Origin of the sequence: Acuticoccus yangtzensis (assembly GCF_001927245.1) — a bacterium.
Taxonomy (GTDB): Bacteria; Pseudomonadota; Alphaproteobacteria; order Rhizobiales; family Amorphaceae; genus Acuticoccus; species Acuticoccus yangtzensis.
The window spans coordinates 425182-450411 of the sequence record NZ_MJUX01000001.1 but is presented as its reverse complement, the minus strand read 5'-3'; the positions used below and the strand labels follow the sequence as shown (position 1 = coordinate 450411).

23 protein-coding genes are annotated in these 25230 nt (G+C 68.9%); 18 read left to right on the top strand and 5 right to left on the bottom strand.

Going from position 1 to position 25230, the window contains the following annotated elements:
• Positions 1-142: 142 nt before the first annotated feature.
• On the top strand, positions 143-760 hold the full coding sequence (locus BIX52_RS01990) for a LolA family protein (RefSeq protein ID WP_075219317.1): 618 nt from the start codon (positions 143-145) through the stop codon (positions 758-760).
• On the top strand, positions 757-1221 hold the full coding sequence (locus BIX52_RS01985) for a universal stress protein (protein ID WP_075219316.1): 465 nt from the start codon (positions 757-759) through the stop codon (positions 1219-1221). Before BIX52_RS01990 ends, BIX52_RS01985 begins: the two co-directional genes overlap by 4 nt.
• 392 nt (positions 1222-1613) lie before the next feature.
• Here the strand turns inward: BIX52_RS01985 and BIX52_RS01980 are convergent, their stop codons facing one another.
• The 3 genes from BIX52_RS01980 to htpG all read right to left on the bottom strand — a co-directional run bounded on the left by BIX52_RS01980 (position 1614) and on the right by htpG (position 5991).
• Complete coding sequence (locus tag BIX52_RS01980; RefSeq protein ID WP_245803087.1) at positions 1614-2816, bottom strand: aminotransferase class I/II-fold pyridoxal phosphate-dependent enzyme; 1203 nt, start codon at positions 2814-2816, stop codon at positions 1614-1616.
• A gap of 61 nt (positions 2817-2877) precedes the next feature.
• Entirely contained in the window at positions 2878-3483 is a 606-nt protein-coding gene (locus BIX52_RS01975) for a LysE family translocator (RefSeq protein ID WP_075220102.1), read from the bottom strand.
• A gap of 561 nt (positions 3484-4044) precedes the next feature.
• Positions 4045-5991 (bottom strand): molecular chaperone HtpG, encoded by a 1947-nt coding sequence (gene htpG, locus BIX52_RS01970; RefSeq protein WP_075219314.1) that lies wholly within the window; start codon positions 5989-5991, stop codon positions 4045-4047.
• Positions 5992-6117: 126 nt separating this feature from the next.
• On the opposite strand from htpG, the gene BIX52_RS01965 reads away from it, so the two are divergent.
• The 14 genes from BIX52_RS01965 (at position 6118) to BIX52_RS22365 (ending at position 19764) form a co-directional block, all read left to right on the top strand.
• Positions 6118-6582: a DUF2794 domain-containing protein gene (locus tag BIX52_RS01965; RefSeq protein ID WP_075220101.1), complete on the top strand. Its 465-nt coding sequence runs from the start codon at positions 6118-6120 to the stop codon at positions 6580-6582.
• Positions 6569-7699: an endonuclease/exonuclease/phosphatase family protein gene (locus BIX52_RS01960; protein ID WP_205647674.1), complete on the top strand. Its 1131-nt coding sequence runs from the start codon at positions 6569-6571 to the stop codon at positions 7697-7699. The genes BIX52_RS01965 and BIX52_RS01960 overlap by 14 nt, the downstream gene beginning before the upstream one ends.
• Before the next feature lie 492 nt (positions 7700-8191).
• Positions 8192-8758: a NifU family protein gene (locus BIX52_RS01955; RefSeq protein WP_075219312.1), complete on the top strand. Its 567-nt coding sequence runs from the start codon at positions 8192-8194 to the stop codon at positions 8756-8758.
• A complete protein-coding gene (tsaB, locus tag BIX52_RS01950) occupies positions 8755-9381 on the top strand; it encodes a tRNA (adenosine(37)-N6)-threonylcarbamoyltransferase complex dimerization subunit type 1 TsaB (protein WP_205647673.1) in 627 nt (208 codons plus the stop codon). Before BIX52_RS01955 ends, tsaB begins: the two co-directional genes overlap by 4 nt.
• Positions 9382-9455: 74 nt before the next feature.
• Positions 9456-9962: a GNAT family N-acetyltransferase gene (locus tag BIX52_RS01945; protein ID WP_205647672.1), complete on the top strand. Its 507-nt coding sequence runs from the start codon at positions 9456-9458 to the stop codon at positions 9960-9962.
• Positions 9953-10831 (top strand): lyso-ornithine lipid O-acyltransferase, encoded by an 879-nt coding sequence (gene olsA, locus BIX52_RS01940; RefSeq protein ID WP_075219311.1) that lies wholly within the window; start codon positions 9953-9955, stop codon positions 10829-10831. The genes BIX52_RS01945 and olsA overlap by 10 nt, the downstream gene beginning before the upstream one ends.
• 24 nt (positions 10832-10855) lie before the next feature.
• Positions 10856-12205 (top strand): tRNA (N6-isopentenyl adenosine(37)-C2)-methylthiotransferase MiaB, encoded by a 1350-nt coding sequence (miaB, locus tag BIX52_RS01935; RefSeq protein WP_075219310.1) that lies wholly within the window; start codon positions 10856-10858, stop codon positions 12203-12205.
• Between the two features lie 2 nt (positions 12206-12207).
• Positions 12208-13194 carry a PhoH family protein gene (locus BIX52_RS01930; protein ID WP_075219309.1) on the top strand — a complete coding sequence of 329 codons (987 nt, stop codon included), beginning with the start codon at positions 12208-12210 and terminating at the stop codon, positions 13192-13194.
• Positions 13191-13772, top strand: coding sequence for an rRNA maturation RNase YbeY (gene ybeY / locus BIX52_RS23415; protein ID WP_075219308.1), 582 nt, complete (start codon positions 13191-13193; stop codon positions 13770-13772). The genes BIX52_RS01930 and ybeY overlap by 4 nt, the downstream gene beginning before the upstream one ends.
• 27 nt (positions 13773-13799) lie before the next feature.
• Positions 13800-14792, top strand: a complete 993-nt coding sequence (locus BIX52_RS01920; protein ID WP_205647671.1) for a hemolysin family protein — start codon at positions 13800-13802, stop codon at positions 14790-14792.
• An 84-nt stretch (positions 14793-14876) separates the two neighbouring features.
• A complete protein-coding gene (gene lnt, locus BIX52_RS01915) occupies positions 14877-16460 on the top strand; it encodes an apolipoprotein N-acyltransferase (RefSeq protein WP_075220098.1) in 1584 nt (527 codons plus the stop codon).
• A gap of 158 nt (positions 16461-16618) precedes the next feature.
• Positions 16619-17062, top strand: a complete 444-nt coding sequence (locus BIX52_RS01910) for a helix-turn-helix domain-containing protein (protein ID WP_245803086.1) — start codon at positions 16619-16621, stop codon at positions 17060-17062.
• Between the two features lie 241 nt (positions 17063-17303).
• Entirely contained in the window at positions 17304-18479 is a 1176-nt protein-coding gene (metK, locus tag BIX52_RS01905; protein ID WP_075219306.1) for a methionine adenosyltransferase, read from the top strand.
• Positions 18480-18501: 22 nt separating this feature from the next.
• Positions 18502-19764 (top strand): GNAT family N-acetyltransferase, encoded by a 1263-nt coding sequence (locus BIX52_RS22365; protein ID WP_170126386.1) that lies wholly within the window; start codon positions 18502-18504, stop codon positions 19762-19764.
• 96 nt (positions 19765-19860) lie between these two features.
• Here the strand turns inward: BIX52_RS22365 and BIX52_RS01890 are convergent, their stop codons facing one another.
• Both BIX52_RS01890 and BIX52_RS01885 read right to left on the bottom strand, forming a co-directional pair.
• On the bottom strand, positions 19861-21468 hold the full coding sequence (locus BIX52_RS01890) for a thiamine pyrophosphate-binding protein (RefSeq protein ID WP_075219305.1): 1608 nt from the start codon (positions 21466-21468) through the stop codon (positions 19861-19863).
• Positions 21469-21471: 3 nt separating this feature from the next.
• On the bottom strand, positions 21472-22737 hold the full coding sequence (locus BIX52_RS01885) for a CaiB/BaiF CoA transferase family protein (protein WP_245803085.1): 1266 nt from the start codon (positions 22735-22737) through the stop codon (positions 21472-21474).
• Between the two features lie 303 nt (positions 22738-23040).
• Between BIX52_RS01885 and BIX52_RS01880 the strand changes: the two genes are divergently transcribed.
• Positions 23041-24048 (top strand): GTP cyclohydrolase II, encoded by a 1008-nt coding sequence (locus BIX52_RS01880; protein ID WP_083660052.1) that lies wholly within the window; start codon positions 23041-23043, stop codon positions 24046-24048.
• A gap of 293 nt (positions 24049-24341) precedes the next feature.
• Positions 24342-25226: an FAD binding domain-containing protein gene (locus tag BIX52_RS01875; RefSeq protein ID WP_075219302.1), complete on the top strand. Its 885-nt coding sequence runs from the start codon at positions 24342-24344 to the stop codon at positions 25224-25226.
• Positions 25227-25230: the final 4 nt, after the last annotated feature.

Genomic DNA, 25230 nt, shown 5'->3' with positions numbered 1-25230 from the left:
GTGCGAGATCGCGCGAAGAACGGTGACGGTTCGTTAAGGCTGAAACGGGATGGTTGCCCCGGACCGGCCGGGTGTGCTCATTCACCGGCCAGACAGGCGAACCCTCGCATCACAGGGTCGACCACCCATTCGGAGGACCGCGATGAACAGGCTTGTTCGTAATGCACTTCTCGCCGCCGCCCTTGTGACGGCCCCGCTCGCGTCGACCGCCCACGCCGCCACCGACCAGGCGCTGACCGAGATCAACAGCTATTTCAATGCCATCCACACCATGCGGGGCGAATTCGTCCAGTTCGGTCCGGACGGCTCACGCACCCAGGGACGCTTCGCCATCTCCCGCCCCGGCAAGGTGCGCTTCTTCTACGACCGTCCGTCGACGCTCGACATCATCGCCGACGGCCAGTCCGTCGCCGTGCGCGATCGCCGCCGCAACACGCAGGACATCTGGCCGCTGTCGAAGACGCCGCTCCGCTTCCTCCTCGACAACACCATCAACCTGACCGAAGACGCCAAGGTGACCGACGTCGAGGTGGCGCCGGACCTGATCTCCGTGCGCATCGAGGAGAACACGGCCTTCGGCGAAGGCGCGCTGACGCTGCTCTTCGACGCGGAGACCAAGGAGCTGAAGCAGTGGAACGTGATCGACGGCAAAGGGCAGGAAACGTCCGTGTCGATCTACAACGTGTCCACCGGCGTCAGCGTTGATCCGGACCTGTTCGAGATCAACTACATTCCGCTGCGCGGCGACTCTCCTCGGTGAGCGCGCGCAAGTTTCTCGTCATCGTCGACGAGACGCCCGAATGTGAGCTGGCGATCATCTACGCCGCCAAGCGCGCGGCGAAGACGGGGGCGAGCGTCGTCGCCCTGTGCATCGCCGCCACGTCGGAGTTCCAGCACTGGCTGGGTGTCGAGAACTTGATGCGCGAAGAGGCCGAGGAAGAGGCCCAGGAAATGCTGGACCGCGTCCTCACCAAGATGGCGCCGAAGCTGCCCGCCGAGCCCGAGCGCAAGGTGGTGATCGCCAACCGGATCGAAGGGATCCGCCAGGCGATCGCCGAGGACCCGGCCATCATGGTGCTGGTGCTGGCCGCCGCCCAGGGCTCCGAGGGGCCCGGACCTCTGGTCAGCGCCATCGCCGGCGGACAGGCGGGCGCCTACCCGGTCCCCATCACCATCGTTCCAGGCGGCCTCAGCGAAGAAGAGATCGACGCGATCGTCTGATCGGCGCCGGTGCGGCGGGCGGCGGCGCCTCACGGGCGCTCCGGCTTCACCAGGTCGCAGGGCGTTGCCTTGCGTCCCTGACCCAGCCATCGCTGATGATGCCCTGAGCGAAAAGGCGTGGGCGCCGCAAGGGCCGCTCCGCTTGAACCCTTGCAGCCCCCACGCCTTTCCGCTCCACCGGGCATCAGCGATGGCTGGCTCCGGGACGCAAGGCAGGGGACCGCCGCGGTGCGTTTGCCCGGCCGTGGACGCGGACTTGGGGCGGGATGGTGCAGGGTTGGTTGGCCGGCGGTGTTGGCTGGTGCGGCGGCGCTGTTTGCAACTTGAGGTAACCCATGGGTTACCGCTTTCTTAATGCGCGCTCCGGGGAGGTAACCCGGCGGTGGCGCGGGTTACCCCGCGGCCAACTCGCGAACGGCGCCCTCGCGCTGCATCAGGGCGGCGATGCGGCGGAAACCCTCGCAGGCCTCGTCGTAGGGCGAGACGACGGCGAGGCGGATGCGCCCGCGCCCCGGATTGGCCGCACCCTCGCCTGTGGCGAGGAGGCTGCCGGGGAGGGCGCGAACACCGGCTTCGGCCCAGAGCGCCTTCACGAAGGCGATGTCGTCCGCCACCGGGAGCCACAGGCAGAAGCCGCCCGGAGGCGTCACCGGGCCGCCGAAGACGGGGCCGAGGATCGCATCCGCCGCGGCGAACTTGGCGTCGTAGAGGCGGCGGTTTTCGGCGACGTGCGCCTCGTCCTGGTAGCAGGCGATGGCGGCCTGTTGCAGCGGCACCGGCACCTGGCTCGCAATCTGATTGCGCATGGTGGTCATCGCCTTCATGACCTCCCTGTCGCCGGCGACGAAGCCGATGCGCATACCCGCCAAGTTCGACCGCTTGGAGAGGGAGTTGAGGACGATGAGCCGCTTCAGCGCCTCCGGCCGTTCGCGCGCGGCCTCCAGCGCACCGGCGGGCGGGCCGGCCTCCTCGCGGTAGATCTCCGAGTAGCACTCGTCTGCGAAAAGGAAGAAGTCGTGTTTCTCGGCGAGGTCGAACAGGTTGTGCCAGTCGGCCTTCGACGCGGTCAGCCCCGCCGGGTTGGAGGGCGAGCCGAAATAGTAGGCGATCGCCCGGTCCAGCGTCGCGTCCGGGATGGCGCTGAAGTCCGGCAGTGGCGAGCCGGTCGGCGGGGTGGGAACGCCCACCGCCTCCGCGCCGATCATGTGTGCTGCTCCCAGATAGGCCTGATAGTAGGGGTTGGCGTGGAGGACGACGGGGTTGTCCTTCGCCAGAAGATCGCGCGCCGTGACCACCGAGAGGACCAGGCCTTCGCGGCTCCCGGCGAGAGGCAGGACTGCGCCGACGTCGCGGAACCATCCGTCCAGCGCGTAGCGGCGGTCCAGCCAGTCGTGGATCGCGGCCTGGAAGGCGGGGGTGCCGGTGATCGCCGGATAGGGCCTGTAGCCGTCGGCCGAGGCGGCCAGCACCGGAAGGATGAAATCCGGCGGGGCGTGCTTGGGGACACCGACCGAAAGGTCGATCACCGGGGCACCGGCGGGGGTGTCGCCGATCAGGCTGCGAAGACGGTCGAACGGGGAGATGGGCACGGGCATCGAAACCCTTTGCGCCAACTCACGCCCCGCCGCAAGCGCCATCTGGCGCGCGGGCCGGGCCTCAGCGGTCGACGACGATCCACACCGCCGACAGCGCCAGCAACCCCGCCAGGACGGCGTTGAAGATGCGCAGCCGGATGCCCGTGCCGAGCAGCCGCTGCAGCGCCGCCCCGGCGGCCGCCCAGGCGTTCGCCGTCGCCATCCCCGTCAGCAGGAAGACGAAGGCCGAGATGGCCGCTTCGGCCGTCGGCGACAGGCCCGACGCGAAGGTCGCCGCAACGCCGATGGAGAGCACCCAGGCCTTCGGGTTCACCCACTGGAAGGCCGCCGCGGAGAAGAAGCCGAGCGGGCGCGCGGTGCCCTTCTTCGCCTTGGCGGCGTTTTGCGTGGCGATGCGAAAGGCGAGGTAGAGCATCACGCCGAGCCCCGCGACGGTCACCACCTCGCGCACCGCGGGCTGGGTGCGGAAGATCTCGCCGAGGCCGAGCGTCACCACGAAGAGCATCACCGGGAAGCCGAGGCAGACGCCGAAGATATGCGGCAGCGTGCGCCAATAGCCGAATGTGGCGCCGGAGGAGGCGAGCATGAAGTTGTTCGGCCCCGGCGTCACCGTGGTGACGAAGGCGAAGGTGACGAGGGCGAGGAGCGTGTCGGTGGAGAAGGGCATCGGGGCCTCGGCCGGCGAACGGGCCGCCATCGGATCACGGCGGCGGCGCGACGGTTAAGGCCATGCGGGCCGCGCCGTCAATGCAGGAGCGCTTTGCCGGAGGAGGCCGGGCACCGCCCCCTGCGGTCGGGCGGGGCGGCTGTCCGCCCCCTGCGGTCAGGAGGGCGGCTGTCCGCCTACTGCGGTGGGGTGGGGGCGGCTGTCCGCCCCCTGCGGTCAGGAGGGCGGCTGTCCGCCTACTGCGGTGGGGTGGGGGCGGCTGTCCGCCCTCTGCGGTCGGGCGGGGCGGCTGTCCGCCCCCTGCGGTCAGGAGGGCGGCTGTCCGCCTACTGCGGTGGGGTGGGGGCGGCTGTCCGCCCTCTGCGGTCGGGCGGGGCGGCTGTCCGGCCCCTGCGGTCAGGAGGGCGGCTGTCCGCCCTCTGCGCTCGGGTGGGGCGGCTATCCGCCCCTGCGCTCGGGTGGGGGCGGATGTCCGCCCCTTGCAACCGGCGGGGGCGCGGGCGCAGCGCGGTGGCGTTCCGGGTTCGGCCACCGCAAGGGCGTCGCGTTGTCCGGGGCCTGTCAGTCGCCGTTGCCGTCGCCGCCTTCGACGGCGATGGAGTCGGCGTGGTCACTACGCGCCGGGCTTTTCACGAACGCGGCCATCGCCGTCATCAGGCGGGTGTTGAACTCGGTAGCGTCGGCCGGGGCGTCACCGTCCATGATCTGCGCCGCGCCCAAGAGAAGCCACGCCGCATCGCCGATGGTGTCGGCCGCGCCGCCGGTCGCCGCCCGCGCCGAAAGCTCGCGGATCAGGGGGTGGGACGGGTTCAGCTCCAGGATCGGCTTCATGCCGAGCCCCTGGCCCTGGCGGCCGACGATCTTCTCCAGCGCCTTGTCGTAGCCCATGTCGGGCGCCACCAGGCAGGCGGGGCTGGTGGCAAGGCGCGCGGACGTCTTCACCTCGCTCACCCGCTCGCCCAGCGTCTCTTTGATCAGCGCCGACAAGGTGGCGATGTCGCTCGCCTTCGCCTCTTCGGGGACGTGCTTGGTGTCCTTCAGCGCGATCTGGTCGAGATCGGCCGACCCTTGCGTGACGGACTTGAAGGGCTTGCCCTCGAACCCCAGAGCGGTGCGCACCCAGAAGGCGTCGACCGGATCGGACAGAAGCAGCACCTCCACCCCGCGCGCGGCGAACCCTTCCAGATGCGGCGAAGCGGCGAGGCGGGCGTGATCCTCGCCCACCGCGTAGTAGATCGCGGTCTGGTTGTCCTTCAGGTCGGCGATGTAGTCGGCGAGTTTGCGGCCGCCGTCCGGATGCGTCGTGGTCTTGAAGCGGGCCAGCGCGAAGATCTCGTCGCGCCGCTCTGCGTCCTCGTACAGACCCTCTTTCAGCACCGGGCCGAACGCGTCCCAGACCTTGGCGTAGGTCTCGGCGTCGGTGTCGGCCAGCTTCTTCAGCTCGGTCAGAACGCGGCGGGTGATCGCGTTCTTCATCTGCGTCAGCATCGGGTTGGTCTGCAGCATCTCGCGGCTGAGATTGAGCGGCAGGTCCTCCGAATCGACCAGCCCGCGCACGAAGCGCAGGTAGGGGGCGATCAGCGGCGCGTCGTCGGTGATGAAGACGCGGCGGACATAGAGCTTGATGCGCCCCTTGCGGTCCGGCTCGAAGAGGTCGAACGGCGCCATCGAGGGGACGAACAGGAGCTGGGTATATTCCTGGCGGCCTTCCACGCGGGCGTGGATGGTCAGCGCCGGCTCGTCGAACGCGCCGGCGGTGAACCGGTAGAAGTCGTTATATTCCTCTGCCGTGATCTCGGACTTCGGCTTCGCCCACAGCGCCGTCCCGTCGACGAGTTCGCGCGTGGCGTCCTCCTCGCCCGTCCCGGCGATGAGGATGGGCACCGGGACGTGCGCCGAGTGGTGCTTCACCAGGCGCTCGATGGTGGCTTCCTCGGCGTAGTCGGTATGATCCTCGCGCAGGGTGAGGGTGACCGTGGTGCCGCGGGCGGGCGCATCGTCGGCGGGGACGGGGGCGATGGTGAATTCGCCGGAACCGTTCGACGTCCACCGCCACGCCTCGGCAGAGCCTGCGGCGCGCGAGACGACGGAGACCTCGGACGCCACCATGAAGGCGGAGTAGAAGCCGACGCCGAACTGGCCGATGAGGGCTTTGCCTTCCTTGGCTTCGCCGTCCTTCTCCTCCAGCGCGCGGCGGAATTTCTCCGTGCCGGAGCGCGCCATGGTGCCGAGATTTTCGATCAGCTCGTCGCGCGACATGCCGATGCCGTTGTCAGCGATGGTGAGCCGGCCGGCCGCCTTGTCGGGCGTGATGGTGATGGCGAGGCCGCCTTCGCCCATCAGCGACGCGTCGGTCTGGGCGGTGTGGCGCAGCTTCTCGCAGGCGTCGGCGGCGTTTGAAATGAGCTCGCGCAGGAAGACGTCGGGGCTGGAATAGACCGAGTGCACCATGAGGTGCAGCAGGCGAGCGACATCGGCTTCAAAGGCGCGGGTTTCGGCTTGGCTCATTCTCTCTCAACGCTTGAAAGTTCGCACATAGGCAAGAGATGCGCCCCTCGGGCGTGGCATTCAAGAGGATTGCGCCCCGCGCCCGAACAGGTCAGGCTTCGGCGGCTAACTGATCTGGAGATGCCGATGGCAGAGGCAGAGGATAGTCGGGTGGTGCCGCTGCGGCCGCAGCGCGCGACCGGTGCGGCGGCGGCCCCGGCCGCAAGTGCCGGAACCGCGGGAAGCGCCCACGGTGTCGCCGCCCAGCCCGCCGCCCAAACCGCGCCGCAGCGCGGCCCGGTGATGCCGATGGTCGCCTTCCACCGAACCGAGCTGTCGCAGATCCTCAGGGTCTATGGCCGCATGGTGGCCGCGGGCGAATGGCGCGATTATGCGATGGATTTCGGCAAGGAGACCGCCGTCTTCTCGATCTTCCGCCGCATGGGCGAGGTGCCGATGTACCGTGTCACCAAAACCCCCAAGCTGGCGCGGCGGCAGGGCATGTGGGCCGTCGTGTCGAGCCAGGGGCTGATCCTGAAGCGCGGCCACGACCTCGACGCGGTGCTGAAGGTGTTCGACCGCAAGCGCCACCTCTCCCTTGTGGGGGACTGACGGGGCGGGGCGCCGCCGGGCGCTGGGGCTGGCGCTGATGGCGCTCTTCGGCGCCGCCCTTCCTGCGTGGGCGCAGCCTGTGGGCGAGCCGCAGCAGAAGGCGCCGGGCTCCCTCCGCTTCGCCACCTTCAACGCGGCGCTGAGCGACGATGCGCCGGGCGCCGTGCTGGAGCGGCTGCGGGCCGGCGGCGATCCTCAGGTCCGCCTCGTGGTCGAGACGATCCAGCGCGCCGCGCCCGACGTTCTGGTGCTGCAGGAGCTGGACCGGGACGAGGCCGGCGAGGCGCTGACCCTCATGCGCGAAGCGCTGCGCACCGGCGAGGGCGGCGCCGAGGGGATCGATTATCCCCACAGTCTTTTTCCGGTCAGCAACACCGGCGTGCCCTCCGGCGTCGATCTGGACGGTGACGGGGTCGCCGCGGGGCCGCGTGACGCAAAGGGGTTCGGCCACCATCCGGGCCACTATGCCTTTGCGCTCCTGTCGCGCTTTCCCGTCGACGATGTGCGCACCTTCGGCGGCCTCCTGTGGCGCGATGTGCCGGGGGCGCTGATCCCGGACGGGTACTATTCCGCCGAAGCGCTCGCCGTGCTGCCGCTGTCCTCCAAGACGCATCTGATGGCGCGCATCGCGACCCCCGCCGGGCCGGTGACGGTGATCGCCGCGCACCCGACGCCGCCCGTGTTCGACGATCCGGCGATCGACTGGAACGGCCGCCGCAACGCCGACGAGATCCGCCTCCTCGTCGATCTGCTCGACCCGCGTGGGGGCGGCTATGCGGTTGACGACGCTGGCGTTGCGGGCGGCCTTGCACCCGGCGCCGCCGCGGTGGTGATGGGCGACCTCAACGCCGATCCGGCACGCGGCGATTCCCGGCCCGGCGCCGTCGCCCGTCTGCTGGATGCGCCCGGCGCCGTCCCGGTGACGCCTCTGGGCGCCCGCACGGCCGCCACCGCGGAGTTCGGCGGCGGGCTGCGGGTCGACTACGTTCAGCCCTTCGGCCCCCTCGCCGTGACCGGGGCCGGCGTGTTCTGGCCCGCGGACGGCCGTCCACTGGCGCGCCTCGCCCCGGCGTCGGACAATCGCCTGGTGTGGGTCGACGTGACGGCGGCGCCTTGATCGGGGGCGGCGCCGCGGCCTCCGGCGGGCTCGGGCTCACCAGCAATCAGGGGGCCGCCTGATCGCCGGACCCACCTTCGCCCTGCACCGCGTGGCAGAGATGGCGGCCTCCGGCGGGCTCGGGACCCACCAGCGATCAGGGGGCCGCCTGATCGCCGGACCCACCTTCGCCCTGCACCGCGTGGCAGAGATGGCGGCCCCTCGCCAAGGACAAGCGGCTAAAGCCGGCCTGCGGCTCCTTGGCAAGGGACCACCATCTCCGCCAAGGGATTTGTGCGAAGGCGGCTCCGGCGATCAGGCAAGCGGGCCCGAGATGCGTAGGCGCCTCGTTGGGGCGCGGGGGCACGCGTCGCGAGGGCGCGGCGCGAGGGCGGGGCACGAGGGCACGGGAAGGTGAGCGTCGTCGTGAGGCGTTGTGGGGGCGCGCTTCGTCGCTTATGTCTTGGGTTACGACTTCGCGGCGGCTTTGAACCGCCTGGGGAGAAAAAAGTCATGTTTATTCAGACCGAAGCGACACCGAACCCCGAAACGCTGAAATTCCTGCCGGGCAAGACCGTCATGGAATCCGGCGTCGTCGACTATACCGAAGCCGGCGCCGCCGAGGCTTCGCCGCTCGCCCGCCGCCTCTTCGCGGTCGACGGCGTGACCGGCGTCTTCCTCGGCGCGGACTTCATCTCCGTCTCCAAGGACGCGACGCCCTGGCCGCATTTGAAGCCGGCCGTGCTCGGCGCCATCATGGAGCATTATCTCTCCGGTGATCCCGTGCTGGACGACGGCGCCCATGTCGAGGCGACCGCCGACGGCGAGGAGGACTTCCTGGAGGAAGACGCCGGCACCGTGGCGATGATCAAGGAGATCCTCGACGAGCGCGTGCGTCCGGCCGTGGCCGGTGACGGCGGCGACATCGTCTTCCGCTCCTATCGTGACGGTGTGGTCTCGCTGTCGATGCGCGGAGCCTGCGCGGGATGCCCGTCCTCCACGATGACGTTGCAGATGGGGATTCAGAACCTTCTCAAGCACTTCGTTCCCGAAGTGGTCGAGGTTCGTCCCGTCGCGTGACCTTCACGCTGGCTATCGATACGGCGCTGGCCGACTGTCAGGCCGCGCTGATCGCGTCTGACGGAACCGTCGCGGCGATGTCGCGCGGACCGGCTCAGGGTGACGCCGAAGCGATCGTCGATCACGTCGCGCGCGTCTTCGCCGAGGCGGGGGCGGGTTACGACGCGCTGGAGCGGGTCGCCGTCACCGTGGGGCCGGGGTCGTTCACCGGGGTGCGTGTCGGCGTCGCCTTCGCCAAGGGCGTTGCGGTGGCGCGGGGCATTCCGGCCGTCGGCGTCACCACCTTGGAGGCGATGGCCGAGCCCTTCGGCGGCACCGTGCTGACGGCGATCGACGCGCGCCACGGCTCGCTCTACGCGCTCCTGTCCGTGGACGGGCCGATCAAGATGGCGCGCATGGAGGTCGGCGAGGCGCTGGAGCTCGCCAAGGACACCGGCGCCTTCATCGCCGGTCAGGCGGAGGCGATGGCCGCGCTCGGCGAAGGCCACGTGGTCGAGCGGATCGACCTCGGCGCGGTGGCCCGGCTGGCCGGCCGGGGCGGCGAGGGCCGCGAGCCGACGCCGCTTTACCTCGCCCCGGTCGACGCGCAGCCCCAGACGCACAAAGCACTGGCGCGCGCGTGAGCGTTGTGGCCCAATGGGGCGATGAAAAGAGTGGCGCTTCACCGGTGATATTGGGGTTATTTTCGGTCCCTCGGGTGATTGATCGTGTCGGCCCCGCGGACTTCGAGACGCTGGAGGAGATCCACGCCGCCTCCTTCGCCGTGCCCTGGTCGGCCGACGAGCAGGCGGCGCTGAACGAGGGTCCTGGCGTCGCCACGTTCGTCGCCCGCCGGATCAGCGCCACCGCCAGCCGCAGGCCCATCGGCTTCATCACCGTGCGCCAGGCCGCCGACGAGGCGGAGGTGTTGACAATGGCGGTTCATCCGCGCCAGCGCCGCTCGGGCATCGGCCGGCTGCTTCTGAACGCGGCCATGCGCCACCTTTATGCCGAGCGGGTGCGCGAGGTCTTCCTCGAGGTGGACCCGCACAATACCGCGGCCGTGGCGCTCTATAGACGCACGGGGTTCGAGGTTGTCGGCGAGCGGCCGGACTATTATGGCGGGAACGGCGGTGCCCGTCAGAAGGCGCTGACCATGCGTTTGGAGTTCAAGCAGCCCGCATTCGAACGGCTGCGGTCAGGAGCCTCTGCCCCGTGTCGCTGATCCGCGCGATCTACGTCATCCTCGGCCTTATCGTCACATCGCTCGTTCTGATCCCCTGCCAGCTCGTCGCCATGGCGACCGGGTGGAAGAGGGCGCAGCGCGTGCTGCCCTGGTGGTGGCACAGGTCCGCGGTGAAGCTGATGGGCATCAAGGTGCATGTCCACGGGACGCCCTCGCCGGCGCGCCCTCTGCTGATCACCGCCAACCACGTCTCCTGGCTCGACATCGTGGTGATCGGCTCGGTGATGCCGCTGAGCTATATCGCCAAGTCGGAGGTGGCGGGGTGGCCGATCTTCGGCATTCTCGCCAAGCTTCAGCGCACCGTGTTCGTGGAGCGTGAGAGGCGGGCGAAGACTGGCGCCGTCGCGGGCGAGATCGCGGACCGGATGACCGGCGGCGACGTGATGGTTCTGTTCGCGGAAGGGACGAGTTCCAACGGCATCCATGTGCTTCCGTTCAAGTCGTCGCTTGTGGGCGGTGCGGCCAAAGCGATCGAGGCCGCCAAGGGCGAGGCGACGGTTCAGCCCTTGGCGCTGAATTATACCCATCTCGACGGTCTTCCCATCGGCCGCTTTTATAAGACGCGCCTGGCGTGGTACGGGGACATGGAGATGGCCTCGCATCTGTGGTGGGTGCTGCGCCACGGGGTGATCGACGTGAACGTCGCCTTCGGTCCGGCGGTGCCTTTTTCGGGCGGGGCCGAGCGCAAGGCGATGACGCGGGATCTCGAGGCGACCGTTCGCCGCCTCGTCGGCGAGGCGACCGCGGGGCGGCTCGCCGAAACGGTGACCGGACCGGGCACCGCCGCCGATGCCGCCGCCGTTGCCGGCCCCGAGAAAGCGGCGCAGGACGTCCGCGAACCAGTCTGAACACGGGACGATTTTTAGGTCGAGATGGAAAAACGCGCCTTCATCAAGAGCTATGGCTGCCAGATGAACGTCTATGATGCCACGCGCATGGCCGATCAGCTGCGTGCGTCGGGCTATGACGTGGTGGACGAGCAGGAGGGGGCGGATCTGGTCCTTCTCAACACCTGCCATATCCGCGAGAAGGCGGCGGAGAAGGTCTATTCCGAGCTCGGCCGGCTGAAGGGCGCGGTCGGTGCGGCGGGTGCGCCGGTGATGATCGGCGTCGCCGGCTGCGTCGCCCAGGCGGAGGGCGAGGAGATCATCCGCCGTCAGCCGCGGGTGGATTTCGTCGTCGGCCCGCAGGCCTATCATCATCTGCCGGACCTGATCGCCAAGGCGGGGGCGGGGGCCAAGCCCGTCGCCACCGAGCTGGACGAAGACAAGTTCGAGCATCTGGCCCGTCCGAGCCGGCGCGCGGTGACGGCGCGCGGCGTGACGGCCTTCCTCACCGTGCAGGAAGGGTGCGACAAATTCTGCTCCTTCTGCGTCGTTCCTTATACGCGCGGCGCCGAAGTCTCGCGCCCCGTGGCCGAGGTGATGGAGGAGGCGGTGCAGCTGGTGGACGCGGGGGTGCGCGAAATCACCCTGCTCGGCCAGAACGTCAACGCCTATCACGGCGGCGACGGCAAAGGCGGGACGGCCTCGCTGGCGGATCTCGTCGGCCGCCTCGCCGCGCTGGACGGTCTGGCGCGGATCAGGTTCACCACCAGCCATCCGAACGATATGGGTGAAGATCTCATTGCCGCCCATCGTGACGAACCCAAGTTGATGCCATACTTGCACTTGCCGGTGCAGGCTGGATCGGATCGGATTTTGAAGGCGATGAACCGCAAGCACACTGCCGGGAGCTACGCCGCTCTGATCGCGCGCATTCGTGACGCGCGGCCCGATCTGGCGCTGTCGGGGGACTTCATCGTCGGCTTCCCCGGCGAGACGGATGCCGACTTCGAGGCGACCATGGCGCTGGTGGAGGAGGTGAAATATGCCTCCGCCTATTCGTTCAAATATTCGCCGCGTCCCGGAACGCCGGCCGCGGGCCGTGAGGACCAGGTCCCGGCGGACGTCGCGTCCGAGCGGTTGCAGCGGCTTCAGGCGCTGCTGACGGCGCAGCAGAAAGAATTCAACCTCGGTCTGGTCGGACGGCGCGTTCCCGTGCTGATCGAGAAGCCGGGGCGGCGCGAGGGCCAGGTGGTCGGCCGCTCGCCTTATCTTCAGCCTGTCCACATTCCGGCGAGCGCCGGCGCGGTGGGCGACATGGTGGAGGTCGACATCACCGCGGCGGAGGGCAATTCCCTGTTCGGCGAGGTGGCGCCGGAGCGGAGTGCGGCAGCTTGACGATGCCTTCGGAGGTGGAGACCGTCACACTCGCCTTCGACGACAACCGGCTCGCCTCGGACCTGTTCGGCCAGTTCGATCAGCATCTTGCGGTGCTGGAGAACAAGCTCGGGGTGTCGACGGCGGCGCGCGGCAACGAGGTGTCGATCCAGGGAAGCGAGGAGGCGTGCGCCCATGCGCGCATCGCCTTGCAGCACCTTTATCAGCGGCTGAAGAAGGGGCACGACATCCGCGTGGCGGACGTCGACGGGGCGGTGCGCCTGGCGCGCGCCAAGGATCGGCAATTGTCGCTGCCGCAGATCGACAATCCGCGCTCGGTGGGCTCGATCTCGACGCGCAAGAAGACGGTCGAGGCGCGCTCGCCGACGCAGAACACCTATATTCGCGCGATGGAGGAGAACGAGCTCGTCTTCGGCATCGGGCCGGCGGGCACGGGCAAGACCTTCCTGGCGGTGGCGTTCGCGGCGCAGCTTCTGGAGCGCGGCCTGGTGGAGCGGATCATCCTGTCGCGTCCGGCGGTGGAGGCGGGCGAGCGGCTCGGCTTCCTGCCCGGCGACATGAAGGAGAAGGTGGACCCCTACCTTCGCCCGCTTTACGACGCGCTTTATGAGATGATGCCCGCCGACAAGGTGGAGCGGGGTTTGCAGAGCGGTGTCATCGAAGTGGCGCCGCTGGCCTTCATGCGCGGGCGCACGCTGACCCATGCGGCGGCGATCCTGGACGAAGCGCAGAACACCACCGCGATGCAGATGAAGATGTTTCTGACCCGTCTCGGCGAGGGGAGCCGGATGATCGTCACCGGCGATCCGTCCCAGGTGGACCTGCCGCGGGGCGTGGTGTCGGGGCTGCACGAGGCGACGCGCGTTCTGAAGGGCGTGGAGGGCATCGGCCATGTCCGCTTCCGCGGTGAAGATGTCGTGCGCCATGAGCTTGTCGCCCGCATCGTCGCAGCTTATGATCAGGAAACCGCGCGACAGGACGATCCGTGACCGCCACGCTCGACCCCTCTCGGCTCGATCCTTCCCGGCTTGACCTTGCCGCGTCTGACGAGTCGGCCGATGAGGACAGGCCGGTCGGTCCGGACTCGTTTCAAGCCTTCGTCAGAGTGGATGATGTGCGCTGGTCCCGGTCGGACCCCGTGGTCGTGGACCCGGTCGCGATTTCCGACATGGTTTTGACCTCGATCGCAGCTTCGGGCATCGCACCGCCTTATAATGTGGCGTGTGACATCGTATTTGCGGACGATGCGGTTCTGCACGATCTGAACCGCCGCTTTCGCGAGAAGGACTCGCCCACCAACGTGCTGGCTTTCCCGTCGGGAGAGGAGCCTGAGGAGGGTGAGGCGTGCTTTTTGGGTGGCATCGCCCTGTCTTACGACCGCTGTGAGGCGGAATCGAAAGAGCGGGGGATACCGATCACCGACCACACCACCCATCTGACGCTGCATGGCGTTCTGCATCTGCTCGGCTTCGACCATATCGTCGAAGAGGATCGCGAGGAGATGGAGCGTGTGGAAGTGACCTTATTGGCTGGGCTCGGCATCGCCGATCCCTATGAGGGGAGTTGAGAGGGCGCTTCGTGCGCCGAAAGGACCATGGCCGACGCTGATAGTCCCCGCGCGGCTGGACCGAACGGTCTAGCCGCCGCAACCCATAGAGAGTCCGAAGACCGGTGGTTCGACCGGCTTCTGACCGCATTCGGCCTTCGCGGGGGCGAGGGCTTGCGAGAAAATCTCACCCAGGCGCTGTTGGAAGATGGCGCCGGTGAAGAAGCGATTTTCAACGCCGAAGAACGCCGGCTTCTCCAGAACATTCTGTCGCTGCGTGACGTGCGCATTCTGGACGTCATGATCCCGCGCGCCGATATCGATTCGGTGCCCGAGACCATCACGCTCGGCGATCTGATGAAGACATTCCGCGAGGCGGGCCATTCGCGCCTGCCGGTCTATCGTGACACGCTGGATGATCCCGTCGGCTTCGTTCACGCCAAGGACGTGATGATCCGCGTTGCGCAGGAGGCGATGTCCGAAGACGGCATCCGCCTCGGCAGCGTGGACCTGTCGCGGCCGTTGTCGAAGATGAACATCATCCGCCCGATCCTGTTCGTTCCGCCCTCCATGCCGGCGATGGACCTGATGGTGAGGATGCAGGCCAACCGCACCCAGCTCGCTCTGGTGGTGGACGAATATGGCGGCACCGACGGCATCGTGTCGCTGGAGGACCTGATCGAGACCGTCGTCGGCGACATCGAGGACGAGTACGACTGGCCGGACGAGCCGACGATGACCCGCACCGACGACGGGGCGTGGATCGCCGATGCGCGGGTGGACGTCGACGATTTCCAGGAGGAGGCGGGGGTTCGCTTCCCCGACACGGACCTCTTCGAGGACGTCGACACCCTCGGCGGCGTGGTCTTCGCGCTTCTGGGCCGGGTGCCGGTGCGCGGCGAGATCGTCACCTCCGACCAGCTTCCGGGCGTCGAGTTCGAGGTTCTTGAGGCGGACATGAGGCGCATCGTGCGCGTCAAGGTCACCATCCATTCGGCGCACGACGCGGACGATGGAGAGGACGCGCAGACCGCGCGATGATCAGCGGAAGGGGCGGCGCGGCTGCCCCTTTTTCGCGAGCGGGCCCCCGAGGACCCGGCAGATTTTCCATGACAGACGATGGCCATGCGTGACACCGAAGCCGGCTGGCGGGAGAGGGTGGCGCGCCCGCTCCGCCGGCCTTTCCCCCGCCTCACCGCCGCCGCACTCGCCGGCGCCGCTCTTTCTCTGACGCTTCCGCCGTTCGACGTCTTACCGGCGATCGCGGCCTATTCGGTGCTCGCGGCGCTGGGGGCTGTCGTCGACGACGGCGCGGCCGTGGGGGCGCGCTTGCGCCGCCGGGCGTTGCTCGGCGCGGCGTTCGGCTTCGGCTATCACCTGGCCGGGTTGTGGTGGATCGGCGCGGCGTTCCTCGTCGATGCGGACCGTTATGCGGTGCTGCTGCCGCTGGCGGTGGTGGGTCTGCCGCTGCTGCTGGCTCCGTTCCATGCGCTCGCGGTGGCGCTGGCGGGTCTGGCGCCGCCCGGATTCACCTCGCGCACCGTGAGCCTCGCCGGCACGCTCGCCCTCACCGAGTGGCTGCGCGGCATCCTCTTCACCGGATTTCCCTGGAACGTACCTGCGGTGCAGCTCTCGTCCTCGTTGCCGCTCGCCCAGGGGGTCGCGGTGGCGGGGGTGGCGGGGCTCGCGCCGCTGGCGGTGATGCTGGGGACGGTCCCGGCGCTCCTTCTCGCGCGGCGGGTTGTATCGGCCGGGCTCATCCTGGTGCTGACGGCGGGGGTTTGGGTCTACGGCGCCGCGCGCCTGACCGATGAGGCGGTGCCGATGGAGGGGGGGCGCCTGCGGTTGGTGCAACCGTCCATCCCGCAGCGGGAGAAGTGGGAGCCGGAGGCGCGCGCGCGCATCTGGGCGACCTTGCTCGGCCTGACCGAAGCGCCGGGCGAGGACGGCACGCGGCCGGATCTCGTCATCTGGCCCGAGACGGCGATGCCTTTCGTGTACCGCACACCGAGCGCTGCCCAATACGACATCGCGCGGGCGCTGGGGCCGGGGCGGACCCTGGTGGCGGGCGCGATCACGCTGGAACAGACGGCGGAGGGCCAGAGGGCCACAAACAGCATTCTTGTCATTGATGACGCTGGCTCTATTGTAGAACAGTATGACAAAGCGCACCTCGTCCCGTTTGGCGAATATGTCCCGTTTAGCGCTGTCCTTTCACGTATAGGGCTGGGTGCTCTCGCGGCAGGGGAGAATCAATTTTCGGCGGGACGTGTTCGCGACGTGCTGAATCTGCCGGGTTTGCCGGCGGCTAGGCCGCTCATTTGCTACGAGGCGATTTTCTACCAGGGACGGCGCAATCCTGGCGCGAAATGGGTCCTGAATGTGACGAACGATGCCTGGTTCGGGGACACGCCGGGGCCCTACCAGCATCTGCGGCACGTCGTGCTGCGCTCGATCGAGGAGGGGCTTTCGACCGTTCGTGTTGCAAATACGGGGATTTCCGGCATTGTCGACCCCTACGGACGGTTCAATTATGAAATTTCTTTAAATAGTATGGATTTTCGCGACGGGATATTACATGAGCCAGTCGCGACCTTTTTCGCGCAATTTGGTCATGCTCTGTTTACGTGTTCCATGGCCTTATTGCTCGCATGGGTTGTGTTTGGCGCCGTCTCTGCAAGAAGTGGTTTGTTTCGTGCACCTAAGTGAGCGGTCAATCTGACCCTCACGCAATTCACGAATAACACTTTTAACTTGAGGCAGCGCAACTAGGTAGGGTAGAGGTTGTCCGGCTCCTGCAACACCGCTGGAGCATCGGCATCGTCGAGCGCCATCGCTGATAAATAGCATTGCGACAGAGGCGTAATATGAAACAGGTTGAGGTCATGGCGCCGCGAAAACAGCCGAATCCGATTGATATTCATGTCGGTAGTCGACTGAAACTGCGCCGAACCATGGTCGGCATGACTCAAGAGAAGCTGGGTGATCAGCTCGGAGTCACATTCCAGCAAGTGCAGAAGTACGAGAAGGGTGCAAACCGCATCGGCGCGAGCCGGTTGCAGGAAATTGCGCGTATCTTGGCGGTCCCCGTGGCCTATTTCTTCGAGGACGCGAAGGAGTCCCACCCGGAGTCCGAGCGAAACATGGACTACGGCTTCGCCGAGGATCACAGCCCGGCGTTCGACCTGCCGCATGTCCCCTCGGGCGAAGCGCATGCCCTGGCCCGCGCCTTCAGCCGCATCGCCGATGCCCGCATCCGCCGCCGGATCATCGACCTCGTGGAGACGCTCGCCGATGGGCAGCGGCCATGAATTAAGGCGTCTTGATTTCAAAGGTTTGAGCGCCATACAGGCGATGCTCGGAAGTGTCGCTTGCCATTCGTGCTCAAAGTTTTGAAAACCCGTCACAATGTTGACGCCGGATAGGGGATCTGGTTGATGAGAGCGCCGTCCGCGAGGACCCCTTTCGCGGAATTGGCGCGGTTGTGCCTTGTTCGGCATGAACCATCCCTTCCCCAGGGCGGCGGAGCCCAAAACCCGGAAAGTTTTGACATTGGCGCGGCAATCCTACCTGTTCTCCAGTGAGTCCGTCTCTGAAGGGCACCCCGACAAGGTGTGTGATCGCATTTCCGATGCGGTCGTCGACCTCTTCCTCGGCGAGATGCCCGAGGCGCGCGTCGCCTGCGAAACCCTGGCGACCACCAACCGTGTCGTGATCGCCGGCGAAACCCGCGGCCCCGACTCGATCACCCCGGCGAAGATCGAAGAGGTCGCCCGCAAGGCGATCAAGGCCATCGGCTACGAGCAGGATGGTTTCCACTGGGAGACCGCGGACGTCGCGGTTCACCTGCACGCCCAGTCCGCGCACATCGCCCAGGGCGTCGACGCGGCGGGCAACAAGGACGAAGGCGCGGGCGACCAGGGCATCATGTTCGGTTATGCCTGCAACGAGACGCCTGTCCTGATGCCGGCGCCGATCCACTATTCGCACGAGATCCTGAAGCTGCTCGCCAAGGTGCGCCACAGCGGTGAAGCGGCCCAGCTCGGCCCCGACGCCAAGAGCCAGGTGACCCTGCGTTACCAGAACGGCCAGCCGGTCGCGTGCACCTCCATCGTGCTGTCGACGCAGCACATGGACGAGTCGATGACGTCCGAGGACGTGCGGGCGCTGGTGGAGCCCTACATCCGCCAGGTGATGCCGGCCGAGTGGCTGTCCGACGAGACGGTCTGGTACGTCAACCCGACGGGCAAGTTCGTCATCGGCGGGCCGGACGGCGACTGCGGCCTGACGGGGCGCAAGATCATCGTCGACACCTATGGCGGTGCGGCCCCGCACGGCGGCGGCGCCTTCTCCGGCAAGGATCCGACGAAGGTGGACCGTTCGGCCGCCTACGCCGCGCGCTATCTCGCCAAGAACGTCGTCGCCGCGGACATGGCCGAGAAGTGCACGATCCAGCTCGCCTATGCCATCGGCGTGTCGCAGCCTCTGTCGATCTACGTCGACACGCACGGCACCCTGAAGAACGGCATGACGGACGAGGGGATCGAGCAGGCGATCGCGAAGTCGATGGACCTGTCGCCGCGCGGCATCCGCACAGCCCTGCAGCTCAACCGCCCGATCTACGAGCGTTCCGCCGCCTATGGCCACTTCGGCCGTGAGCCGGAGGCCGATGGCGGCTTCTCCTGGGAAAAGACCGATCTTGTCGAGGCTCTCAAGAGCAACGCCTGACGCTGGGTCCGACGTGAGCCGGATGACAGACGAGCCCGCGGTGAAGGCCGCGGGCACCCCATTTGCGCCCGCGGAGGAGTCCGCGGGCGTTCCCGCATCGGCGGCCCGCGGCGGCCCGGCGCGTGGTGGCGCGCGGGTCGACAAGGGTGCCGCCGCGCGTGCGCCCGACATTCTCATCCGCCCCGCCGCGGCCGATGATGCGCCGGTGTTGAAGGCGATCATCGCCGCCGCCTTCGAGGGGCGTGAGGCGATCATCGGGCGTCCGCCGGAGCCGTTGTCGTTGGATGTCGCCGATGCCATCGCCCACCGCACCGTGCTGGTGGCGGAGATGGACGGGCGGCAATGCGGTGTGCTGGTCGCCCACGCGGCCGAGGAGCCGCAGACGGGGCCGGACGCTGCGATCGACATCGAGGTCGTCGCGGTGGCGCCGGACGCGGCCGGCTGCGGCGTCGGCCGTGCGCTGATGCGCCGGATGGAGCGCGAGGCGCGGCGCGCCGGGGCGGCGATGCTGACGCTCTACACCACCGCCCGCGTCCCCCGGAACCGCGAGTTCTACGTTTCGCTGGGGTTCCGCGAGGCGCGGCGCAGCGGCATGTCGGCGTTCGAGCGCATCCATTTCGAGAAGCCGCTGCTGGGGCGGGCGCAGAAGACGCCGGTGGACGGGCTCTACGGCCGCCGCCGGGTGCATCGCCACAAGGTGAGCCCGGCCTATGACCGGCTGGCGCTGGACCTCGAGGCACCGGCGGATCCGGCGACGCTGTTCGGCGGGCGGCCCTTGCGGCTGGAGGTCGGGTTCGGCGGCGGTGAGCATCTGCTCCACCATGCGCGCACCGCGCCGGGGGCGGGGCTCATCGGCGTGGAGCCGTTCGAGACGGGGATGATGCGCACCGCCGCCGCCGTCGAGGCGGAGGGGCTCGACAATGTGCGGCTTTATATGGGCGATGCCCGGCGGGTGCTGGACTGGCTGCCGGATGCCGCGCTGGAGCGCACCGATGTGCTCTATCCCGACCCCTGGCACAAGCAGCGCCACTGGAAGCGGCGGTTCATCTCCGAGGACGGTCTGGACCGCCTCGCGCGGGTGACCGTGCCGGGCGGTGTGGTGCGTTTCGCATCCGACATCGCGCATTATGTGGAGTGGACGCGCGCCCACGTGGCCAACCACGCGGCGTTCCTGCTGGAGGCGGACGACGCGGCGCCCTGGGAGGGCTGGCCGGGGACGCGCTACGAGGCGAAGGCCTACCGCGAAGGCCGCACGCCGCGATATCTCACGCTGCGGCGGGTGTAGCGGCGGGCCTTCACCGGCCGGGCCGATGCGCCTTTGCAGGCGGGGCGTGCGGCGGCGCGGCGGACCCCGCCGCGCTTCGTCGGTGCGATTGCCGCTTCAGATGCGCCCGTCATAGGCGCGGCGGCCGATCCGGGCGCACAGCAGCGTGAAGGTGCCGCGTCCCAGAGCGGCCTCTGCCTCGCGCGAGAGCGTTTCGGTATCGTCGACCCACACGCCGTGACCGCCCATGGCGGCGGCGAGTGCCGGAAAGTCGGTGCCGGCGAAGTCGACGCCGAGATTGGGGCGCTGCCCCGCCCGCTGCTTCATCTCGATCAGCGCCAGACTCTCGTCCACCAGCACCAGAATCGGGACGGAGAGCTTCGCGTCACGGATGGTGGCGAGGTCGCCCAGCGTCATCTCGAGCCCCGCATCGCCGACGACGGCGAGGACCGGCGTCTCCGGCGCCGCCATACTGTGCCCTGCCGCCAGTGGAACGGCGCAGCCCATGGTGCACAGCGCCGAGGATTGCAGCAGCGTGCGCGGCGCGCCGCAGCGCCAGACCTGGCTGAACAGGATCCGGTGCGCGCCGGAATCAACGGTCGCGACGGTGTTCGCCGGCATCGCCGCGCGCATCGCGTGGAAGGCGGCGGCAGGGCCCCATCCGCTCTCCTCCGGGGCGAAGGCCGCGGCGAGCGCCTCGCGGACGGCGCGCGGCTCGCCCCCCGGCCAGGTCGGATGCGTCGGGGTGGCGGCCATCAAGAGGGCGAGCGTCGCCTTCACCGAACCGTAGAGCGTTGCCCCGACACCGTACATGCCGTGCTGGCGCACCACCGGGGTGAGGTCGATCACCCGCGCATCGTCGCCCCACGGCTCGCGCCACGGTGCGCGCATCTCGATCGGGTCGTAGCCGATGAGGACGATGCAGTCGGACTGCTGCAGCAGCGGCATCAGGAGCGCGTCGGCCTTGGGGGAGAGGCCCGCACCGCCGAGCGCCTGGGGCGCCGACTCGTCGATCAGCCCCTTGCCCTTGTAGGTGGTGATCAGCGGGGCGCCGATGGCCTTCACGAAGGCGGCCACTTCGGCGGCCGCGTCGTCGTTCAGCGCATCCACCCCGGCGATGGCGATCGGCCGCTCGGCCTCGGCGATCCACTTGCGCGCCCGCACCATCTCCGGCCCCTCGACCGGCTGGAAGCGCGAGCCGATGCCGGGGGGCGAGGCGATGTCGCCCGGTGCCTCGGCCTCGGCGACGGCGACCGGAACGTCGATGTGGACCGGGCCGGGCTGGCCGGTCAGGGCGAGGGTGATCGCCTTGTCGACCACGCGGGCGAGGCTTTCGGGCGCCGCGGTGAAGGTGCCCTTCACGACGGGGGCGAGAAGTGCGCGGTGGTCGAAAACCTGGTGCGTGTAGGTGTCGGCCTCGTGCGCGGTGACGCAGCCGGTGAGGACGATCAGCGGCACCCTGTCCTGGTGCGCGTTGGCGATGACGTTGACCGCGTTGGCGACGCCGGGGCCGATGGTGGCGACGAGGATGCCCGGCGCGCCGGTCGCATGCCACGTGCCTTCCGCCATGAAGCCGGCGACGTTCTCGTGTTTGGTCAGGGTGAAGGCGATGCCGGCGCGGTCGAGCGCGTCCATGATGGCGAGCGTTTCGCCGCCGGGGATGCCGAAGGCGTGGGCGCAGCCGAGGGCGGCGAGTTTCCTGGCGATGATGTCGGCGTTCTGCATGGCTCAGGCCGCCTCGTGCGCCGTGGCGGCCGCGCGCTCGACGATCCCGCGCGCGGCGAGGTCGTCGATCTCGGCGGCCGAGTAGCCGAATTCGGCGAGGATTTCGCCGGTGTGTTCGCCGCGCACCGGGGGCGGGCGGCGGTAGGTCACCTCGGTGTCCGAATATTTGATCGGGTTGCCGATGGTCTCCACGGTGCCCGATTCGGAATGCGCGTAGGGCTGCGACACGCGGGCGCCGCGGGCGATGGCCTGCGGCTCGGCGAAAGCTTCGGCGACGGTGTTGATCGGCCCGGCCGGAACGCCCGCGGGGTCGAGCGCCGCGGCCCATTCGGCCTTGGTCTTGCGCAGGGCGAGGCGGGCGACGGCGGCGTCGCACGCCTCGCGGTTGGCGACGCGCGCGGCGTTGGTGGTGAAGCGCGGGTCGTGCGCCAGCTCGGGCTCGCCGCCCAGCGCGCAGAGGCGGGCGAACTGCCGGTCGTTGCCGACGGCGAACATGAACGGCCCGTCCGCGGCCTGATAGGCGTTGTAGGGGACGATGGTCGGGTGGCCGTTGCCGAGCCGGCCGGGGGTGGCGCCGGTCAAAAGATGCGAGGTGCCGAGGTTGGCGAGCCAGGCGAGCTGACAGTCGAACAGCGAGGTGTCGATCGCCTGGCCCTTGCCGGTGGCGCGGCGGCTTTCCAGCGCCGCCAGCATGGCGACGGCGGTGTACATGCCGGTCATGATGTCGGCGATGCCGACGCCGACCTTCATCGGCGAGCCGCCTGCGGAGTCCGGCTCGCCGGTGACGCTCATGATGCCGCCGCGGGCTTGGGCGAGCACGTCGTAACCGGCGAGGTGGGCGAGCGGCCCGGTCTGGCCGTAGCCGGTGATCGACGCGAAGATGATGGCCGGATTGATCGCCGACAGGGCGGCATAGTCGACGCCGTAGCGCGCCGCGTCGCCGACCTTGAAGTTTTCGATGGCGAAGTCGGCGCGGGCGGCGATGCGGTGGATGATCGCCTGCCCCTCGGGTGCCGCGAGGTCGAGGGCGAGGGAGCGTTTGTTGCGGTTGGCGGCGAGGTAGTAGGCGCTCTCGGTGGTGGTTTCGCCGTCCGGTCCGGTGACGAAGGGAGGCCCCCACTTGCGGGTGTCGTCGCCGACGCCTGCGCGCTCGATCTTGATGACCTCGGCGCCGAGGTCGCCGAGGAGCTGGGTGGCGGAGGGTCCAGCCAGAATGCGGCTCATGTCGAGGACCAGGAGGCCCTGAAGCGGGCCGGTGCGACTATCCAAGTGAAACTCTCCTCGCATTTCAGCGATCCCTACGTCACCCGCCCTCGATTGTCATGGGACTGAAACGACCACGACTCACCATCCCGTGAGGCGCTCGCGCGTCACGGCCTTCGCGGCGCGGCCGCGGGATGCAGCGTGATGGTGGTTCCCGTGATGAGGCAGTCCCCCTGATCGTTGATGAGCAGGAGCCTGCCTGAGGCTGCAGCGGTGCTCTTGCGCGGGGGCGGTGCTTGCACCCTCCGGCGAAGCGGGCCAGATGATTGGCACGCCCTCGACCATGAGAACGCCCGTCCGATGATTGACATGACCCCCCGTCTGATCCCGACCGACCCCGGTTTCATCGCCGTTCATAGGGCGATCGGCGAGATTGCGGCGGGGCGGCCGGTGGTGATCCGGGACGGGGTGCAGGCGGTGCTGGCGTCGCCCATCGACGGTGGTCCGGTCGTCTCAGGGCGGCTTGCGATCACGGCGGCGCGGGCGGCCTATCTCGGCCTCGACAGTGCGCCGGCGGTGGTGGAGGCGGAGGCGGACCGCGCCGTGCTGGAGGCGCTGGCGATGGCCGATGCGGCGCCGGTCGGCCGGCAGCAGCGCGGCGGCTCGTTGGCGAGCGCGGCGACGGAGCTCGCCAAGATGGCCGAGCGGGTCCCGGCGATGACGCTGGGCGACGCCGCCAAGGCCGCGCCCGGAACGCTCGCCTGCCATGCGGGGGACGTTCTCGCCTTCCGCCACGCCCTGGCGGCGACGCAGAGGCCGATCGCGAGCGCGCAGGTGCCGCTGGCGGCGGGCGCGACGGCGAAGGTGACCGCCTTCCGCAACGCCATCGGCGGCACGGTGACGGCGGTTGCGGTCGGCGATATCGACCGCGGGGCCTTGGTGCGGGTCCACTCGGCGTGCGTGACCGGCGACATTCTCGGCTCGCTGAAGTGCGACTGCGGGGCGCAGCTCAGGCTGGCGCTGAGCCGCATCGCGTCCGACGGCGGGGTGCTGCTCTATACGGCGCAGGAGGGCCGCGGCATCGGCCTTGCCAACAAGCTGAGGGCCTATGCGCTGCAGGACAAGGGGCTCGACACGGTGGATGCGAACATCGCCCTCGGCTTCCACGACGACGAGCGCGACTATGCGGCGGCGGGGAACGTGCTGTCGCAGCTCGGCCTCGGTGCGATCAGGCTGATGACCAACAACCCGACCAAGGCGGCGGGGCTGGAGGCGCAGGGAATCAGCGTGGAGCCGGTGCCGATCATCGGCACAGTGACGCCGGAGAATGCGCATTATCTCGCCACCAAGCGCAGCCGGAGCGGTCATCGCCTCTAGGTCCGCGATCCGAGCGGATCGAACCTCCGGGTGCGCTGTCTCATGGATCGGCTCATCCAGACATTCGAGTGACTTGGCCGGGCTGCCGGTTCCAGTGGCGGACCTCAAATCGCTGGGCTGATCCACCCGGCCGGCCGCCGCGCATGACAGAAAGGCTTTGATAACCATATCGTCCGGCGCCCGTGGAGGCCCGGTGCGCTTGCGGGCGTGCGGCCGGGGTGGGCAGAGTCCGTCGCAGACCGCGGCGCGGGCAGGAGCCTGTGCCGTCACCAGGGGCGCGAAAAGGGGACTCTGTGCGGGCGGCGGCATTCGATTATCACGCGCCACAGACGATCGACGAGGCGCTGAAGATTCTCGCTAGGCATGGTGTGGAGTCGCGCATTCTGGCCGGCGGGCAAAGCCTCGTTCCGGCGATGACGGCGCGTCACGCACGCCCGGCCCACATCATCGACATCAACCGCATCGGCCAGGCCGAGCGTCCCACCATCTCCGGCGGGCGGCTCAGGATTCCGCCGCTGATGCGCCACATCGACTTCGCGGGCGGTGCGGTCGACGGGCCGCTGGGCCTTCTGATGGCGGACCTGTCGCACCACGTCTCGACGCTGCCGGTGCGGCTGCGCGGCACCTTCTGCGGCGCAATCGCCCAGGCCGAGCCCGCATCGGAGTGGTGCCTCGCGAGTGTGGTCCTGGGGGCGGAGATGGTCGCCCGCTCGGCCGGGCGCGGCGGCCGCGCCATCGAGGCGGCGGACTTCTTCGAGACGATCCAGACCACGGCGCTCGCTGATGACGAGATGCTGGTGGAGGTGCAGATCCCGCTGCTGCCGGCCTATGCGCGGCACGGGTTCTACGAGGTGACGCCCCGCGCCGGCAGCTTCGCCCTCGCCATGGCACTGGTCGTCTACGACGAGGACGAGGACGAGATGAGCGACGTGCGTCTCGGCATCGGCGCGGTGGAGGCGGTGCCGCGGCGCATTCCCGAGGCGGAGGCGCTGCTGAACCATCGTCCGCCGTCCAAGCGGCTGTTCCGCGAGGTGTCGGAGGCGGTGGCCGATCTGGTGCAGCCGATGGACGACGAGTTCGCCGACCCGGTGTGGCGCCGCGCCTTGACGCGCACTGCGGTGGCGCGGGCGCTGGAACGCTCGCTTCGCCGTCCTCTCGATTCTGCCGAACGGCCATGAGGGA